Origin of the sequence: Pseudovibrio sp. Ad26, assembly GCF_001623285.1 — a bacterium.
Classification (GTDB): Bacteria; Pseudomonadota; Alphaproteobacteria; order Rhizobiales; family Stappiaceae; genus Pseudovibrio; species Pseudovibrio ascidiaceicola.
Map to the genome: position 1 here is coordinate 1 of NZ_LMCE01000095.1, position 16,384 is coordinate 16,384.

Annotated in this window: 23 protein-coding genes; 2 read left to right on the top strand and 21 right to left on the bottom strand. The window is 53.6% G+C overall.

All coding sequences use genetic code 11. From position 1 onward, the window contains the following. The 4 genes from PsAD26_RS21295 to PsAD26_RS21310 all read right to left on the bottom strand — a co-directional run. A partial coding sequence (locus tag PsAD26_RS21295; protein ID WP_063312035.1) for a phage tail protein occupies positions 1 to 650 on the bottom strand: 650 nt, incomplete at its 3' end. After that, complete coding sequence (locus PsAD26_RS21300; RefSeq protein WP_063312036.1) at positions 647 to 1,783, bottom strand: baseplate J/gp47 family protein; 1,137 nt, start codon at positions 1,781 to 1,783, stop codon at positions 647 to 649. The genes PsAD26_RS21300 and PsAD26_RS21295, both read right to left, overlap by 4 nt. Next, the gene (locus PsAD26_RS21305; protein ID WP_063312037.1) at positions 1,783 to 2,166 is read right to left on the bottom strand and encodes a hypothetical protein; all 384 of its coding nucleotides are present in this window, start codon (positions 2,164 to 2,166) and stop codon (positions 1,783 to 1,785) included. Before PsAD26_RS21305 ends, PsAD26_RS21300 begins: the two co-directional genes overlap by 1 nt. 115 nt (positions 2,167 to 2,281) lie before the next feature. Next, positions 2,282 to 2,704, bottom strand: a complete 423-nt coding sequence (locus PsAD26_RS21310) for a hypothetical protein (RefSeq protein ID WP_063312038.1) — start codon at positions 2,702 to 2,704, stop codon at positions 2,282 to 2,284. A gap of 57 nt (positions 2,705 to 2,761) precedes the next feature. Here PsAD26_RS21310 and PsAD26_RS21315 point away from each other — a divergent pair, with 57 nt between their 5' ends. Next, complete coding sequence (locus PsAD26_RS21315) at positions 2,762 to 3,175, top strand: hypothetical protein (protein WP_063312039.1); 414 nt, start codon at positions 2,762 to 2,764, stop codon at positions 3,173 to 3,175. Here the strand turns inward: PsAD26_RS21315 and PsAD26_RS21320 are convergent. From PsAD26_RS21320 to PsAD26_RS21395, 17 genes are all read right to left on the bottom strand, one after another. After that, positions 3,172 to 3,681, bottom strand: coding sequence for a hypothetical protein (locus PsAD26_RS21320; protein ID WP_063312040.1), 510 nt, complete (start codon positions 3,679 to 3,681; stop codon positions 3,172 to 3,174). The genes PsAD26_RS21315 and PsAD26_RS21320 overlap by 4 nt on opposite strands. Before the next feature lie 11 nt (positions 3,682 to 3,692). Further along, positions 3,693 to 4,799, bottom strand: a complete 1,107-nt coding sequence (locus PsAD26_RS21325; protein WP_063312041.1) for a contractile injection system protein, VgrG/Pvc8 family — start codon at positions 4,797 to 4,799, stop codon at positions 3,693 to 3,695. Between the two features lie 8 nt (positions 4,800 to 4,807). Continuing rightward, entirely contained in the window at positions 4,808 to 5,209 is a 402-nt protein-coding gene (locus tag PsAD26_RS21330) for a hypothetical protein (protein WP_063312042.1), read from the bottom strand. Between the two features lie 12 nt (positions 5,210 to 5,221). Next, positions 5,222 to 5,467 (bottom strand): hypothetical protein, encoded by a 246-nt coding sequence (locus tag PsAD26_RS21335; protein WP_063312043.1) that lies wholly within the window; start codon positions 5,465 to 5,467, stop codon positions 5,222 to 5,224. Next, on the bottom strand, positions 5,467 to 5,934 hold the full coding sequence (locus PsAD26_RS21340; RefSeq protein ID WP_063312044.1) for a phage tail protein: 468 nt from the start codon (positions 5,932 to 5,934) through the stop codon (positions 5,467 to 5,469). Before PsAD26_RS21340 ends, PsAD26_RS21335 begins: the two co-directional genes overlap by 1 nt. Next, a complete protein-coding gene (locus tag PsAD26_RS21345; protein WP_063312045.1) occupies positions 5,935 to 9,051 on the bottom strand; it encodes a tape measure protein in 3,117 nt (1,038 codons plus the stop codon). 15 nt (positions 9,052 to 9,066) lie between these two features. Beyond that, positions 9,067 to 9,210: a hypothetical protein gene (locus PsAD26_RS29735; protein WP_193758328.1), complete on the bottom strand. Its 144-nt coding sequence runs from the start codon at positions 9,208 to 9,210 to the stop codon at positions 9,067 to 9,069. A gap of 29 nt (positions 9,211 to 9,239) precedes the next feature. Further along, positions 9,240 to 9,629: a hypothetical protein gene (locus PsAD26_RS21350; RefSeq protein WP_063312046.1), complete on the bottom strand. Its 390-nt coding sequence runs from the start codon at positions 9,627 to 9,629 to the stop codon at positions 9,240 to 9,242. Between the two features lie 108 nt (positions 9,630 to 9,737). Next, positions 9,738 to 10,259 (bottom strand): phage major tail tube protein, encoded by a 522-nt coding sequence (locus tag PsAD26_RS21355; RefSeq protein WP_063312047.1) that lies wholly within the window; start codon positions 10,257 to 10,259, stop codon positions 9,738 to 9,740. A gap of 19 nt (positions 10,260 to 10,278) precedes the next feature. Further along, the gene (locus PsAD26_RS21360) at positions 10,279 to 11,586 is read right to left on the bottom strand and encodes a hypothetical protein (RefSeq protein ID WP_063312048.1); all 1,308 of its coding nucleotides are present in this window, start codon (positions 11,584 to 11,586) and stop codon (positions 10,279 to 10,281) included. Continuing rightward, complete coding sequence (locus PsAD26_RS21365; RefSeq protein WP_063312049.1) at positions 11,579 to 11,806, bottom strand: hypothetical protein; 228 nt, start codon at positions 11,804 to 11,806, stop codon at positions 11,579 to 11,581. Before PsAD26_RS21365 ends, PsAD26_RS21360 begins: the two co-directional genes overlap by 8 nt. A gap of 13 nt (positions 11,807 to 11,819) precedes the next feature. Beyond that, entirely contained in the window at positions 11,820 to 12,287 is a 468-nt protein-coding gene (locus tag PsAD26_RS21370) for a Gp37 family protein (RefSeq protein ID WP_063312050.1), read from the bottom strand. Then, positions 12,284 to 12,754, bottom strand: coding sequence for a DUF1320 domain-containing protein (locus PsAD26_RS21375; RefSeq protein WP_063312051.1), 471 nt, complete (start codon positions 12,752 to 12,754; stop codon positions 12,284 to 12,286). Before PsAD26_RS21375 ends, PsAD26_RS21370 begins: the two co-directional genes overlap by 4 nt. A gap of 17 nt (positions 12,755 to 12,771) precedes the next feature. Further along, a complete protein-coding gene (locus PsAD26_RS21380; RefSeq protein WP_063312052.1) occupies positions 12,772 to 13,134 on the bottom strand; it encodes a hypothetical protein in 363 nt (120 codons plus the stop codon). Positions 13,135 to 13,211: 77 nt separating this feature from the next. Then, complete coding sequence (locus PsAD26_RS21385; RefSeq protein WP_063312053.1) at positions 13,212 to 14,147, bottom strand: hypothetical protein; 936 nt, start codon at positions 14,145 to 14,147, stop codon at positions 13,212 to 13,214. A 49-nt stretch (positions 14,148 to 14,196) separates the two neighbouring features. After that, entirely contained in the window at positions 14,197 to 14,568 is a 372-nt protein-coding gene (locus tag PsAD26_RS21390; RefSeq protein WP_063312054.1) for a DUF2190 family protein, read from the bottom strand. A 46-nt stretch (positions 14,569 to 14,614) separates the two neighbouring features. Continuing rightward, positions 14,615 to 15,754 (bottom strand): hypothetical protein, encoded by a 1,140-nt coding sequence (locus PsAD26_RS21395; RefSeq protein WP_063312055.1) that lies wholly within the window; start codon positions 15,752 to 15,754, stop codon positions 14,615 to 14,617. 318 nt (positions 15,755 to 16,072) lie between these two features. On the opposite strand from PsAD26_RS21395, the gene PsAD26_RS21400 reads away from it, so the two are divergent. Further along, positions 16,073 to 16,339 (top strand): hypothetical protein, encoded by a 267-nt coding sequence (locus PsAD26_RS21400; RefSeq protein ID WP_063312056.1) that lies wholly within the window; start codon positions 16,073 to 16,075, stop codon positions 16,337 to 16,339. Positions 16,340 to 16,384: the final 45 nt, after the last annotated feature.

Consider the following 16,384-nt stretch of genomic DNA (forward strand, 5'->3'; position numbering starts at 1 on the left):
GTTTGCGCCAGAAAGGCAACACCACGCGCTATCGTGCCTGCGCTCAGCGTTGTTCCGCATTCGGGCAAAACCGTTGCGCCCATGGGCTGAGCGAAAGCATTGGAACGGCCTGCTAATCCAAGATTGAGCGTGCTCTCAAACTCCGCACCAAGCTCAAAGGTGGTGTCCTGTGACCAACGCTTGGTGGCATCCACCATAGTCAGCGCGGCCCTCTGGACCTTCTCATTGAGCAGCACTGCTTCATCTTCAAACAGATGCTCATTGGCGTAGACGGTGAGCCTGTGGGTGTCGTGCGGGCCTTCTGGCTCTTGTTGCCACCAGTGTTCAAAGTGTGGGCGAATGCCAATCAGTGACAGGCCAAGGGCCACACCATCGTCGGTGCCTTTGTCCTCGTGCAGCTTCCACACTTCATCAATCAGGCGGCGCACCGCTTCCTCTGGCAGACCGTCTTCTGCGATGAACTCTTCCAGTGAGCGGTCGTGGATTGCCAGCGGCAAGGCTTCTGTTGAGACCTCATCGGAGTTGCGCTGCATCAGGACGGAGAAGTCGAACTCCGCTGCCATCACTTCCAGTGCATCCACAAAGGCGCGGGAGCGCTCCTCATTGATACTGGAGGAAATCAGCGTGTGTGGAAACCGGCGCTCGCTCATGACGCCTCCGCCACAAGGTCCACATCGCCAATCACAGCAAACTGAGTTTTGCCAAGCTGGCGGGAGGCCAGATTGGACACATGCAGATCCACATCCACCACGCCTTCTATGAGCCGAACGGCAGGCGTTAAGGCGGACAGCGCCAGATAGTCGCCCAGACGCTGCGACCAGATGAGACCGGCCTTACGAATGGCCTGTTCTGAGGCAGCGCGGGCGGTTTCAAAGTCACCGTTGACCTTGAGTGGGCCGGTGATGTGAACCCTCACCAGCTCGGCTGGATGGACACTCAATTCATCGCCCTGCGGACGTTTGCTTTGTGGGTCCAGATAAGCTTTCAGGTCCGCGCAGAACTGGGCACCAGGCACACCGGAGGTCAGCAGCACATAAAGTGCAATGCGACCGGGTTCTGGCCGGATCACTTCCACGTCGGCAATGTCTGGCGAGAACGCACGGGCCTGCTGACGATAGCTTTCCTTTGGTCCGGCCTTGGAGATACGGTCATGGGCTTTGGCAGCGCGGTAGAGCAACGAGCTGTCCTCTTCTGCGGTTGTGCCGCCAGCGCTCGCCGTTGTGTTGGTCACGCTCACATCAGGATAGCCCGCAGAGATTTCCGTGATCTGGCCGGGTAGCAGGCCATTGGCCTCAGGCCCCGGTTGTGTTGCTGTGGCACGGCCACTTAACGAGACTTCGCCTGCCTTCAATACCTGCTGGTCATCCAGCGTAAATGAAACTTCCCCGGCGCTGACTTCCAGCCCACGCGGCAAGATAAGGTCGGTTCCTCGTGGGGTCTCCAGTATGAAGGCTAGCTCCACCCGTGCAGGTTTGGATTTGAGACGAAACGTGCCGTTGTTGGCGGCGGCCACATCCAGTGAGTGCCCCTTGGCAAACAGCAGCCAGCGCTTGTCGGCGGCGTCCTGCCCCTCTTTGCCAAGCAGCGACAGGCCGTAGGCGAGCAGGTTGATGAGCAGCATCTCATAATGGGCCGGATAGAGCTTGCGCTGTGGCCCATCCGGGTGGGTTTTCCACCACGCCACCAGCTTTTCCTTCCAGGCATTGGCCGAGGTGGTGAAGTGCTGCGGTGGACCGCGTCGGATCAGCTCATCAGTGGTTAGGGCTTTGATGAGGTTTACCATCACTCGGCCCTCATCAGATCGACATCGGTTCGTTGAATATCGGAAAGTACATCAGAGCGTGGACGCCAGAAAATAGAGGCTGCGAAATAAGCAAGGCCGAGTTGTTCAACGTCTACGCGGTCAAGCAGAACACGCGGCTCCCAGCGGGTAATGCCCTCCCAGATCTCTTTGGAAATGCCCGGAATGGCTTCTGCTGGCACGCGGTCAATATAGCTCAGAGCATCGCAGAATTGCTCAGGCTCAGTAGGCACAGAGAGCTTGGGTGTCAGGCAGATAATGCGGATAGCCTGAGCCAGATCATCCAGCCCTTCAACTGCTTCATTCCACGGCGCATCGTCTTCCTGCGCTAACTTAATCTGCCAATGGAGGGGATCTAAAGCCATCGCCCGCAAACATCCTTGCTAAAACTTCTCGTTGTAGGCAAGGTATCGCACGGGCGAGGATCAGGTTACGGAAGTGTTCCGCAGGTGAAGTTCAGCGGGATGAGAGAAAAAGAATTTAGCCAACTGATTGGGCGACGCCACCAATGATGCCGCCAATCAACGAACCAATCTTTCCGTATTTCTCAGAACTTATCTCACCATTGCTGCTTTCAATTACTTCTTCAATCGTATTTTTATCAAGTTCTTCGAATTTTTGATTTTGAATTAATGATATTCCATAGGAGGTTAACTGCACTCCGTAATGATTAAAAGAACCACTTAAGGCTTTGCTGTTATTGACAATTGAGATAATCCCTTCTTGTTCCATCCAGTCAATAACGTCTGAAAAAGTTGCGAACCCTTTCTCGCCCTCAAGCGTAGTCCCTTCATAAAACTCTTGAGCCATACGAGAAGAAATATCTGTTTTGGATAATCCTCTTTCATACAAAAAGTGAAGTATTTTGCCGATCAGTTGCTGGTGCACACGTAGTGTTGACATCTCTAAAATCCTAGGAAAAATGAATACAATCTTCACTCTAATGAGAAGGTAGAGAAAATGGAACTCAAAGAATTTGTGACGCAAAGCCTTCAGCAAATCGTTGAGGGTATCCAAGAAGCTCAAGCAGCTAGTGGCGGAGAGCATATTAATGCTGGGCTTCAAGGCATTAGCCTTAACGGAAACCTCATCAATGGCGGATCCTTAGGGGTATTTTCTACAGTCGAATTTGATGTTGCTGTCAGTGCTGAGCATAACGGAGGTGGGAAAGCAGCACTAAAAGTTTTTGGAGTTGGTGTAGAAGGTGGCGGACAGACTGCTGCTAGCTATGCGAACAAAATCAAATTCAGCGTGCCGGTAAGGTTGCCAGATGGCGACCCAACGAGAGTACAACAACGTGACGATCAAATAAGAGCAGAAAATGAGGCGTTAAAACAACGTCACCAGAATTCGCGCGCTCGTGCCCCGTATTAAACCACCACACCTGTCTGAGCTGGCCCCGGTGTCACATCCTTATGCTTATGCGTCTCACCCACTTCTTTACCGTTGTGGGTGACGCTATCGCCTTCCATCTTCACCACACCTTTCAGCTCAATCAGATCCGCCTCAAACGTGATCTTGGGTGCACCTTTGACCTTCATCTCACCTGTGACCTTATTGTAGAAAATCTCCAGAGGCCCAAACACTTCATGGACGATATTGGGATCATTTGAAGGTGGAGTATCTTCATTAGACCAGACAGCCCCTCCAATGACTCCATCCTCACCATAAGCATCCAGAAGGCACCAGACTTGCGTGCCGACTGCGGGCATATCGTAGCTCTTCTGCCCTTTGGTGTTGCGCTGGCTGACAGAGAGCCACGCAGATGCATTGCCGTCTTCGTCCTGGAACTCAACCTGAGCCCGCCCATCCTTGCCGTGCTTGGTTAGCGTGCCGCGTTTGAACGGGCTGGAGCTTTCGCCATCTGTAACTCTGCTCATTTGGATTTCCTTTAAAATGTCTGGCCTTTGGGCTTTGATAAATCCTGCACCGACCCATCAAATAGCCCAGACTTACTACCGGATTTTGTGCCTTCAGCAGAGGCCTTGCGCACCTTGCCGTCCTGGCGGATTGCCTTCAGCTCCAGCTGGGTGGTGTATTTGCCGCGTGAGATCTTGTGCACGGCTTTGTGCACCAAATAGAGCGCCGCATATTTACCAAAGGTTGCGCCCAGAGCGACCACTTGACCAGCGATCATCAGCGGGTCACCCACCGCTGTGAGATTTGCTATCAGGCCATCTTCATTGGCTTTGGCAAGGCGAGACTTTGCGATGGTTTTGGCTTCTGTCTCATCTTCCACGCGTTCATCTATGGTGAGCGTATCGCCGGACTTGATGGAAAGATCCTGCACGTCACCGGTGATCAGTTTCTTTTTTTGGCCGTGAGTATAGGCAACCTTGGCTTTGCTGTAGGTCTGGTGCGTTTTATCGGTGGCCTTCCAATTGATTATGGTTGTGCCATCCGCCAGCTCGAAAGTGATTGTTGCCTCACGCTTTTCCAGATCCTCACGTTTATAAAACACCAGTTGCTTGTCTTTGATGGCAAAGAAATAGCCGTAGTCTTCAGCCAGACGTTTAAGGAACTGGAGATCGCGCTCGCGGCGCTGGCGCTTATAGCGAAACTGAATCTCTTCGATTTTGCCTGAGACCGTGTAGCCAAGCCCCTTGGCAATGTCTTCAATCACCTTCTTGAGCGTGGTTTTCTCGAAGGCCTTGGATTTTTTGGTGCGCTGCTCGGAGCTGTAATAAGCTGAGGTTGCTTTAAAACTGAGGCGGTCATTCAACCGTGAGCCTTGCGCTTCAGGAATGTCCACCTCAAACTCGCCACAAGGCATGGGTGGATACCCTTGATAGCCAATAGAGGCGATGACCTTATCGCCTTTCTCCGGTCGCCATGGACCACGCCATAACCCGCTATCATCGCGCAAGGTAACCGCAACCTCATCCGCTTTGCCATGCAGGTTATCTGTCCAGGCAAAGTCAATCAAATGCGGGGCAAGACTGTCTGCCACTTCCACGCCGTTGATCTTGAGAGAAAGAAAAGGTTCACGCAGATTCATGGGGCACCTTAATCAGACTGATCTTTCAACTTTGCACGTTTCTTTAGCCACGCGAGTTTCAGCCGATCTGCGCGTTCTTGTGCACACAGGCAGAGTAACTCTGCAATGTTAGCCATGAGCTTGCGACATGCGTGGGTTGTGTGAGGCCAGTTAGTCATTCCCTGCTCTTCTGAATTGGAGGATCTGCAAAACCCCTTGATTAATCCATCAACAAATCTGGCTATCACTACGCCGCCAACCCCGGCCAAAAGGACGGCCCAGAAGTACGGTCCATCCAGATCGAAATATGACTTAATTGCAAGGCACATGATAAAGACAAGCGTAGAGATAATAACGGCGGCAGTGTTAGGGTGATTGTGTGCAAGACCCTTACTCTCTTTGTTTTGTTTCGATATTTCTTGAGCACTCATCTCATTCTTCTCCTAACGCTTCCATGGCGGCAACAGGTCTGTGTCCAGCGGATCTTGCTCAATCACCGGAATACGCAAGGTCAGGCGTGGGGGCAGGATTGCAGGGATCTTTGCGATTTCCTCCGGGAATAGATGGCGGTTTTCTTTTATCAGGAGGTCCATCATTTCCGGGTCACGGTAATAAGCCCAGGCGATGGTATCCCAGCGCTCTCCAGGCTCGCTCACATGCTCCAGATAATCACCGGTCGTTATTGCCATCACCTGAGCCTCTTAATCAGCGGGTTCAGCAGGGCAACGGCAGCCCCAGCTATGCCAACACCACCAAGGCTTAAGGCGCTGCCGGGAACTTCCACCAGCTGAATACTGGCAGAGATCCGCACAATGCGCCCGCTCTGAGTGGTCTTATGGGTGGTGCCTTTTAGCTCCTTGATAAAGTAATGCTTACCCAGAAACCCTCCGCCACCTGGAATAAACGGCAAGATATTGCCAGCGACTTTAGCAGCAACTAAGCGAGTATACTCAGCTTCCGGACTACAGAAACTCTCATCAAAGAAGAAAGAGAACGAACGGCGATCTAAGGCTTCTCCGCCCTTCTGTGGTACGGGTTTGCCCCGTACCACTTTGTGCTCGTGGAAATCATTGGCAAGGGTTTCATCTGCCGCCGTGGGGCCTGTCATCACGCTGGTAGTACCCAACTGAAAATCTCCAAGGCTGGCAAAAATCATCTAAAACTCAAGCCTCTTTTTCTCATCCATCTTGCGCAGCAGCAGTTCAACCAGCTCATCCGCTTGATCTTCCATCACCTCGGTAATTTCTTCTTTGGTAATGGATGCTCCTGAACCTACTGTGATTTGAGGGGCGAAGGTGACGGATATGGTTCCGCCAAAGCCTGAAGCGCCAGCCCCGCCCGAACCACCCGCCGCTTGCAGAGCCTGAGCGGGCGGAGTGATCGCTTGCGGAGCAGAGGCGGCCAGAGAAGGTGAAACGGTTGCCGTGCTGAGTGCCGCCGCCGCCATGGTAGCCGCCGCCGCCTTACGCATTGCTTTGACCATCGGCGCGGGCTTGATAGATCCTGCAATGGTCTCGCCAAATTTGAGGCGGTGAATATCAGAAAGTGGTCCCATCTTTGCCGGAGAGGATGGCAGATGGTCGCGCAAGATCTGTGTGACCTGGCGCATCTCATCTACCAGCAGATGAGCCCGTGAGCGCATCCCTTTAGCAATCGTCTCCATCATGCGCTGGCCGTGATAGGCAAAGTCCACACCGCCAAGCAGATTGTCGACTTGGGCAATGGCAGCTTTGCTGGAAGCTTGAAGCGCTTCCACCGCCGCATTCGCTTTTTCCACCTCTGCAAGCCCCATGGGCGCTTGTTCTTGCTGACCAAACCCGGAGTGGCCCTCAAGTTGGCGGGACAGGCCCATCATCTTTTGTGCATGAGAGGCAAATTCACCACCACCAGAGGCAATAGCGGCAAGCTTTTGTTGATAGGTTTCAAGATTCATCTGACCGGCCTGCAGGGCTTCTGTGAGCGCCAGACCTTCTACAAAGTCATCAGACCAGCCGTTTTCGGCAACCTCGGTCAGCTGATCAATAAAGCGATCAGCACCCTCTGGGCCAGTCACCGCCGACCAGAGCGAACTTGCCATATCAGCTAGGGATTTAAGGGTCTCTCCAACAGTGGTCGCAAGCGTTTCACCCGCACTGCCGATGGCATCAAAAATGCCAGACAGTTTCTTCCAGGCAGTGTCTGCAAAGCCTGTCAGTTTGCTCCAGAAGTTTGAGAAGACATCCATCTTTGGCAGCCATGCCCCAGTAAAGAAGGAGATAAACCCTTCTTTCATCTCCGCAAAACTGGGGAGCTTGAGTTCTGGTAAGTCGGGCCAGACCCAATCTGGCAACCAGCCCAGCTTGAAGAAATCAATGAACGCCTGTTTGATTTCCGCAAAACTTGGCAGCTTCAGGTCTGGAAACTTCGGCCACTTCCAACCTGTAAACGTGGCCTTGATTTCAGCCCACTTGCCTGAGACCTTGGTTTTAAGGCCTGTCCAGAACTCTTCAAACCATGCGGTGATCTTGCCCCAGTTGGTGATGATCAACCCAAGAGGCGTCCACTTAAACAGTTGCTTCAGCCCATCCCATGCGTCTGAGGCTGTTTGCTTGATGCCTTCCCAAAGTTTGCTGAGCCAGCTTTTAATGGTGCTCCAGTTGGAAATGATCATGCCTAGCGGCGTCCAGGAAAAGACAGTTTTAAAATGCTCCCAAAGGATGCTTGCTTTGTCTTTAATCCACTCCCAAGCATCCACCAGCCAAGCAGAGACCACGTCCCAGTTGTCATAGATAAGCCACGCGGCTGCGGCTAATGCTGCCACCACAGCCACAACAGCCAGCACCGGCCAGCCAATGGCGGCAATACCAGCCCCAACTACGCCCAGCAAAGGGGCAAGTGAGGTCAGGCCACCAACCAGAACCGTGATGCCCGCAGCAAGCTGGACAAAGCCGGTCACGATCCCGGCCAGTGTTGAGATAATCGGAATGGCAATCAAAACAGCTGCAAGATTATTCCAGCCGCCAAGCTTATCCGCCGCATAAGACAACCAGCCACCGACACTTTTTAAAACATCCCACAGACCAACCCCGAAGGCCCACAAGGTTTCCAGCGCGGTGATGATGTTGGCGCTGACTTCCTCGGCCCATTTTTTGAGAGAACCGTCGGACTTCATCAGATTGAGTTGACTCAGAAATCCTTGCAGTTTCCCCTTGGCCCAGTCAAACACTCCAGCATCTGCAATCATGAGACGGAACTGATACCAATGGTCAGACATATTGGACATCATCCCATCCCATGTCTTTGACATCTTGTCTGATGCACCAACAGCACGAGTTCCCATCAGTTCAACTAGTTTGGAAATAGCTTCATGGCCCAGTTCTCCTTTAGAGGCCATTTCCATAAGAGCGGCAGAGCTTTTGCCAGTTGCTTTGGAAAGCATGTCCCAGACAGGAACACCTCGCTCTTGGAGCTGGTTTGCTTCCTCTGCCTGAAGCTTGCCCTTTGTCCAGGCTTGACCAATTGCAAGGATGATCCCGTTCAGCTCTTCTGCGCTACCTCCGGTCATAGCCATAGTATCAACCAAAGCTTTGAGTGAGCCGTTCGTAGGATCTATTCCGGCGTTTTTCAATTGCCGATAAGCTACGACGACATCCGGCAATTCTAATGGTGTCCTCGTAGCAAAGTCGGTGATCCAATTCATCGCCTTTTTTGCGCCTTCACTTGATTGCTCAAGGCTTTCAAGCTGGACCATGTAGTTTTCCATCTGCGCGGCCGGACCAATCACAGTCCCGGCGGCGGCTCCTGCAATCGCGCTGGCCCCGGCAAACAGGCCGCCTCCGACAGCTGCCCCTTTCGCGATTTTTCCAGCCCCGCCCTTAACAAGCCCACCACCTTTTTGAAGTCCCTTTGTGGTCCGTTTGACCTTGTTGAGTGCACGGCTCAAGCGCTCAGTCTTGCGCACGGCCTCGCCGGTTTTGCCGACAAAGCGGCCCATGGCATCTCTGGCTCGGTTTGTTTGCCCAGCCATGACTCCGGCACCTTTAGCAACTGCCTCGGTAGCACGAGCAGCTTTCTGGGTTGCTTGAGCGACTTTATCTGCTGCCTTAGCGGTTTTGCCCGTCGCTTTTTCTAGTTTTTGGGTGGCTTTGGCTTGTTTGCCCGCAGACTTAACCTGACCCTTTTGCAGTTTGTCCTGGGCTTTAAGCTGCTTTGCCATAAGCGTGTTAAAACGCAGAAGCTTGCGCATCTTTTTCGATGCGCGGTCCTTAAACTCGGCGGTAATTCCAAGGCGCATAGCTGTTCCCCATCCTCACCGCCGAGAGGCAGCCTCGACGGCTTTGCGCTCAGCCTCAGCCCGCGCCTCATCCAGCGCTACCTGCTGGTCAAAGTGAGATAGGAATTCAATTTCCAGAAGGTCATCAAGGTAACCGGGGGTCCATCCCCGGTTGACCATGTAGGTGTGGCACTCAAGCGTTGACAGCGCTAAGCCGCTGCCGTGCTCCCGTTTCCCTCATCATCCTCTTCAAGCTCCTCATCTGAGCCGCCAAAGATTTCGCCCATAAGCTCATTGGCATCTTCCATGGGGATGTAAGTTCGCCAGTCGGCTTCAGAAAGCTTCTCACCGTCAAAGGTACAGACCTTGCAGATGTAAAGAATTTGCGCCTTGGCGATCTTGTTCTTCGCCATGGTCAGAACTTGCGTCCAGGCACCGTGTTTACGGAACTTGGGAAATTCAACTGCAACCTGTGTGAGCGGCAGGGTGAATGTGGCCATGCCCTGGTTGGCATCCCGGTAGGTCTTCAGTTTGCTGATAACATCGGTGTCTTTCGCTGCCTCAGGCTGGGCCGCTTTCTTATCGCTCTGGTTGTCCATGGTGCACCTCTTTCTAAAATCAGGGATCAGTCCTTAAAACGCAAGAAGCCCCTGCGCGGTTAAGCAACAGGGGCTCTCAGGTCGCGGTCTATGAAGACCGTTATGGGCTTATCTGCGCCACATCTCGCCGGAAGAGTTCCGCACTGAACTGGCAAACACGTCCACCTCAAACAGCGGCTTGTTGCTGTCGTGGATACGCTGGACCAGACGCGAGATAGACAGCTCATGGGTCATCTCTTCTGGGTCGCCGTTCTTGCTCTCGCCCAGCTCATGACCAAAGAAACGAACCTGCAAGATAGTGACCAACGTATAGGATTGCTCCAAATCCGCCCCGTCTGCACTGTTCACATCAACATACTTGTGCAGCTGAATAGTCTGTGTCTTCGTGGGGTTTAAGAAGGCTTCCTGCAACTCCGGATCCACACTGCTCATGGTGATTTCACCGGTAAGCGCTTCCAGCGTTCTGGTTGGCGCTTTGTAAACGGCCACCTGACCCAGTGTTTCAATATCTACTGTCTTCCATTCAATTTTGGGCATTTTGAAAGACTTGGCGAGCCCCACAAGGGTGTTGTCGCCCAAATAAATATCGGAGTTGGTGATTTGCCCAAAGCGACCGCGATAATCAGCCATTGATCATCCCTTTCTTTGCTTAAGCCGCGTCTGACTGGGAAAGCCCCAGTGCATCGGCCAGAAGGTTGATGTTGAGGGAGCGGCGCACGGTGATGGTCTCCATGATACCAGTCGGAGCAAACTCCAGCGTATAGTGGAACCAGCCGTCAGCTGCATAAGCAGCACTCATCTTCTCCCGGTCGAAGGCAAAGCGGAAACCGGAAAGCTCAGGATCACGACTGCCCGTCTTGCCAATCCCCCAGGCATTGATGGCATCTTCTATCTGCTCAATACGGGGCAGAGAGCCCACGCGATCCTTTTTCTCATCAAGGAAATGCAGAACCGCTTCGTCCAGGACGTCTTGCGTGTACTGGGCGTGGAAGAAGGTCAGCATGGAAGTCTTGGTGGGATAGCCAGCATTGCGGTTACCAGAGGTATGCGGGCCTTTACCAAAGCGTTCTTCAACGGAGATAATCCCGTTAGAACGGGTGACCTGCGTATCGCTGGTGCCGTCACCGGGTACATAAAGCACCTCCTGTGCAGCGCCTTCAATACCTTTGACGGGCCGATTGGACGGGCTGTGGTGATAGCCGTACTCCATCACACTCATGAGCACGATGCCCATCAGATAGGCGGAGTAATGGTCTGCGATGACTTCCCCTGCTTGAGCGGAGGTATCATCCAGGTTGACCGTTTCCATCATTGGCCAACACAGGTTGACGCGGGTGTCGTTGGTCTGGAAATCAAACGACCCACTCGGCCCGCGTGCTTCCACAAGCTGCTGTAAGGTTGCTCCAAAAGGCGCATCCCAATAACAGCGGGCGCGAATGCGTGCACAAATTGCCGCCATCTCAGCGCGTACACCCGTTAGACCGTCAAAGCCGGGAGCCCCAATGTTCTTCGGGAACCAGCCAAAACGCTGATAACAGGAATAAGCCAGCTTCAATCCGCTTGGATTGCCCATGGCATCAAAGGCACCAATGATATCCAGTGCACCAACCTTGCTTGAGTCGGGCTTGCCTGCCTCATCTTTATGGGTAGTCGGATCAAACACATTGACCACGCAAATGGTGCCGATACCGCGTGTTTGGGACTGCTTGAACATGGCCCGCAGTTTTTGCGGCAGCGTATAGCCATCGCGAAACGGGCCGAAATGCTTGGCAATATCCTTCTCACGCCGAATGATAATAGGCTTGTTGATGTACTTGGCCTGCTTCTCGGGAGCGTCATGCACTTCGTGAATGGGAGCAGTGCCAACCAGAAAAGCAGTCGCCGCCTTCAGCTCACGAACCAGGACACCATCTTCATTGGCATCAACAATCTCAGGTCCAAAAATACGCTCAGCCATTGGACGCCTCCGCAAGTTTTGTCAGGATGCCGCCGCAGACCCACGCTGCAATTGTTGGGTGGTTTGATGGCAGCGTGTAAGTTTTACCGGGAGAGAACATGCCCTCAAAGAACACAACATGTTCTCCGGCAGTGTTTTTTGCTTTCAGCTGAACCGATTGCACCGGGCCGCTATAAGCGTAATCGCAGAAATGCGCGGGAGCCGTGCCTGTTGCACTCATGGCTCTGGTCCTCCTATTGTGATTGAGATTGTCGTGAAATGGGTAGAACCGGACGACGCGGTCCCTGATGGTCAGAGATACTGCGTGCCTGACAACTCACCTCCATTTGCCAGCGCCACATGTTTGGGGTGTGCTCCACCAGATCCTCACGCTCAAGCATGAGAGCGCTTGCCCCGACTAATGGGAAATTCTGCAAAGCGGTCCGGCAGCGCTCTAACGCTGTATAGGCTCCATGCTCTCCCACCAGAGAGGTCAGGCTCAGCGCGATTGCAAAGCGCATGGCCCGCGATTGTGTGGTGTGGTTCAGGTTGTTGTCGCTGGCGTATCGTGCCCCGGAATAGTGGACCAAAGCCGACATCTGGAAGTTGGCAAGGTCAAATTCCTCCGGCTTGGAGGGAAACCCGCCCACATAAGCAATGGAAGGCAGATAGAGTTTGAGGCGCTCGACAATCTGGTCCTGAAGGTTTTCAATCTGATTCATTGATACCCCTCCAAAACACTGCCTGCGCGGCCTTCGTCAAAAGAGGCTGAGATGCCACCGGTTGCCGGTTCATTGCCTCCGCTCACTTCAAGTCCCAGATCCACCCGGCCTGCTTGAACATCCTTTAGCCAGGACAAACAGTCCCGGTAACGGTTGCGTGTTTCTTCTTCGACCGCGTTGGAGTGATGATGCCGCTCGCGCAGGTAATAAATACCAAGGTCAGAGACAACGCCCTTTAAGGCTTCGGGAGCATCAACGGGTTCAATGGTCTTCAGGGCAGCAAAGCGGCCATAAAGATAACCGCCCGCCATAGCTTCAGCCCGGCCAAGCTGCGCTTCCACACGAGGGCGGTCGATATGTCGGCCACCCGCAGAGTTCGGTCCGCCAATCCCGGCAACAGCAAGCAAGTTGCTTTCTTCATGCCTTAAGATGAACTCATCCACCGTTAGGAAGCGCAGCTTTGTCATGGCTCTAACGCTCCTGCTTAAGCCTGTTCGCCGTTTGCGGGCGCTTTGGCCTGCAAGTCGGCATGAATGGCTTTAATCTCATCTGCTGACACATCAAATTTGGTGAGAAGCTCCACGGCCTTCACCTTTGGCGTGCCGTCCTTGGTGAAGTCGGCCTCGGATGTAAGTCTGGAGATGGCCTCAAGGATTGCTGCCTTGCGCTCGTCAGTGGATACTTCAATGGCAGCCGGGTCTGGTGCTTCGGCCTCACTAAGAATGCCAAGGGCTTGCAAGGTCTCGGCCTGTGCTTCTGTCATATCGACGGTGTCGCCCGGTTCATAGCGGGTGCCGTTGTGGCGCAGTGCTGCCAGCACCGGATAGGTGTTTGTCTCAGGGTCCATCTTGGTTACTCCCGATTGTTACAATTGAAATGGAGAAGAATGGGGCCGCATATCAGCCCCACACAGATGCAGGTGCTTTAAGCAGCCGCTGCGTTTTGAATTAAGAACCCGGCTCGTTTGGCGACAATGATCTCTTTGACTTCCTCGCCAGAGCGCACCAGCTTACCGCCGCGCAGGCCCATATTGGCAGGCAAAGTACCTGCCACCTTTTTGCCAAACTGGGCGGTAAAGCCGAAGGTCAACCCGCCGCTGCTGTCCGCTGCCCGGTTGATGAATTGCCCGGCCACGATATTGTCCCACACACGAGCAAGAACCGGGTTTTCACCAGGCCGCTTGATGTTGACGCGGCTTTCACCGACCAAAATCCGTTTTACTTCCAAAAGCTCAGCAACTTGCTCTTTGGTCGCGCGACCCTGATCGCCCGAATTGCCATGTATTGCTTTCACGACTTTGGAGTGTTTGCGAAATGCCCGCCAGGACACATGACCAAATGCCAGCTGGTTTGGCTTTTGCCAGCACGTTGACATCATATCTTCAATGAGAGAGATCGGGTCACTGTCAGGGTCATTAAACAGGTCTGAGCCTGACAAAGCTTCCACATGGTCGGGGTGATAGTTCGCCGGGTCTTTAACCAGGTTGGCACAGCGCACCTCCCGGTCAAGCATAACGATATCTGTGGCGCGTTCTGTTGCCCGGTTCTCCGGGTTCCATTTATTGCGCTTGGCTTCTTCAATGGTCACATTGTCAAGCGGCACATCAATGCCAAAGGCATCAACCGAGGCATCTTTTTCTGTGCCGCCAATTTCAACCTGATTAGGAGCAGAGCGACGCCCAACACGGGTATCAGGGAGAGAAAAGTCCTCGCCCTCGCCATACTCTTTGTATTTGAAAGAGCGGGAGGTTGGGACACGCGGCAGCACCTCGTCACCAATCAAAGTGTAGTCCGGGTTCTTATAAGCAATGGCGATGGCCGTCATCACCGCGCTTTCGGTAAATTGGTCAGTGGCTGACATGGAAGGGCATCCTTAAAATAGATCAATACGAGGGAAATGAGCTGGAGGCTTAGCCGGTGATGTAACCGGGCAGCACGTGCATATCGGCCACCACGCCAGATTTGGCTGAACACATGGCGTGACCAGCAATGGGAACGGTTTCTCCATCTGCTGGATCAGCCTTAACGGCACGACCTTGCGCATCTGAGGTCAGCGGATCGCCGAAGACCACATCGCCGCCAAACGTCACAGCCCGAATGCCATCGTGATAAACATCAAGACGAGCTTTATCCTTTGCCCCGCGTACGCCAGAGACCCCGAGGATCTTGTCCCCTACAGTGGCTTGTTTGACGTGGCCGTCCTTGGTACCTGGCGCAATCAGGCAGTACTGATCCGCAACGCCCTGACTGGTGTAGTTTTTGATGAGCCCGAATTGCTGCATCTGAAATCTCCAATTAAATTGAAATGAGGAAGCGGATTAGAGCGGGCTAAGTCGAAAAACCGTGCTTCTTGCGCACATGCAAGACAGCGTCACTGGTGGAGACCTCGATCCCGGCTTCTCGTTGACCTGCTTGAAATTCAACAGCCTCACGAGCAATGGTCTCGGTGTCAGCCGTGCCATCAGCGGGCGTCTCGCCAAGATCCGTCTCGCCAAACTCAACAATCTTGGGCTGGGCTTTGAAAAGGCCTTTGGTCAGATCCAGCAAGTCTTGCGTTTTGGTGGTCTCACCATCGGCAAAATCTACTGAGCCCGCATCGCTCCCCGCCAGACCATCAAGCAGCGCCACCACACGGGGTTTGTAGCTGGATGCCAAGCGGCCTTCATTGATAAGGCCTTCTGCAAAGTCTTCGTGCTCTTTATGGCGGGCCTCGCTCTCACGCTTGTTCAGCTCATCTTCGCGGGCTTGCAGGGTCGCTTCACGAGCGGCAAACTCAGCGCTCTGTGGTGTTTTGGGTGTCTTTGGATTGGGCACCGGATCATCCTTTACTGGAGGGGTTGAAAAATCGTCGGAGACTGGCTCAGGCGCGGTTCCGGCATCATCTATCCAGCTGATCTCCCAGTCTGAGATCACTCTGTCGGCGGTCTCCAGGCCGTGCTCCTCAATGAAAAAATCACGGATACGGCGAAATACGCTGGCCACGTCTTTAAAAGTGCGGTCTCCAAATTCGATTGTGAGCGTGCCGTCATCGCCGCCAGCAAACTCAACAGGCTTGAGACCGGAGACAGCAGGTGCGGCACCGCCCAGAAAACCCACATGGCGCGGGTAAAGCTCATCTCCAGCCGGATTGCTGGCGGCACCTGGTTGAAAGAAGCTCATGGAGATTTTCTTGTAGCGGCCTGTTTCTACGGCCTCGCTGAAGTCCGGGTCGAGTTCGCCGACCTCAGCAATCAAGCGCTCTGAAGCCTCATCATAGGAAAAGCTCTGGACCCAGCCATAGGCCGGATCGTTGGTTTTGGGGTGCCCCACCACAACCGGCACCGGGTTTGCGCTGGCATCATACCGCTTGGCCAGAGCACTCAGCTCGTCTCCGGTAATGGAAAACGATGTACCGCCCATGCTGGTAAAGGTTCCTGGACGAAACACTTCAATCTGTTTGGTTGTGATCTGCTGGTCGTGTTTCGGCATTTGGGCGCTCTCCAACGAGTAATCTCAAGTTGAAGGCAGTTTCGCAGGTAGAACTAATATGAGCGCCGGAACTGCATCCGAAGCTCCTTGCTTATTGCCGCTCCTAAAGTGGCGGTAAATCACAGAGGTAAACAGCGCATTCGCCAGCAGGCTGCGACCGGGTAGCTCCTCGACCGGTCAAATACATCTCAGACGGGTTTCTAACGGGCATCTAACGGGCCTTGCTATGAAATCAGGTGTGGTTGATGCAGCCAAGCCCGTCAGGGCATCACAGCCGCCTTAAAGCGGGCGCGGACATAAACACGATTGGAAAATGAAATGGGCGAGATCAGCGACCAGGTAGAAGAGCGCTACTATGACCAGCTCCACCGCAGCAATGAAAGCGCCCATATCAGTACGGCGGTCAGTGCGTTCTCTCACAAAATGCAAGCCCGTATGCGGGCGAATATAGATAAGAAGCACGGCTGGGATGATCCGCATCAACTTAACAACGGCGAGCTGAAGAAGAAACTACTGGCGGCGCTTGTTGATGAGGATTGGGTCAGCGTGGGCAGCTACGCCATGATGGCGAGTGGGCGGAGGTGAACTTAGCGACTGGCTAATAAGGGCTGGTAGGTGAAGCAGGCTAAT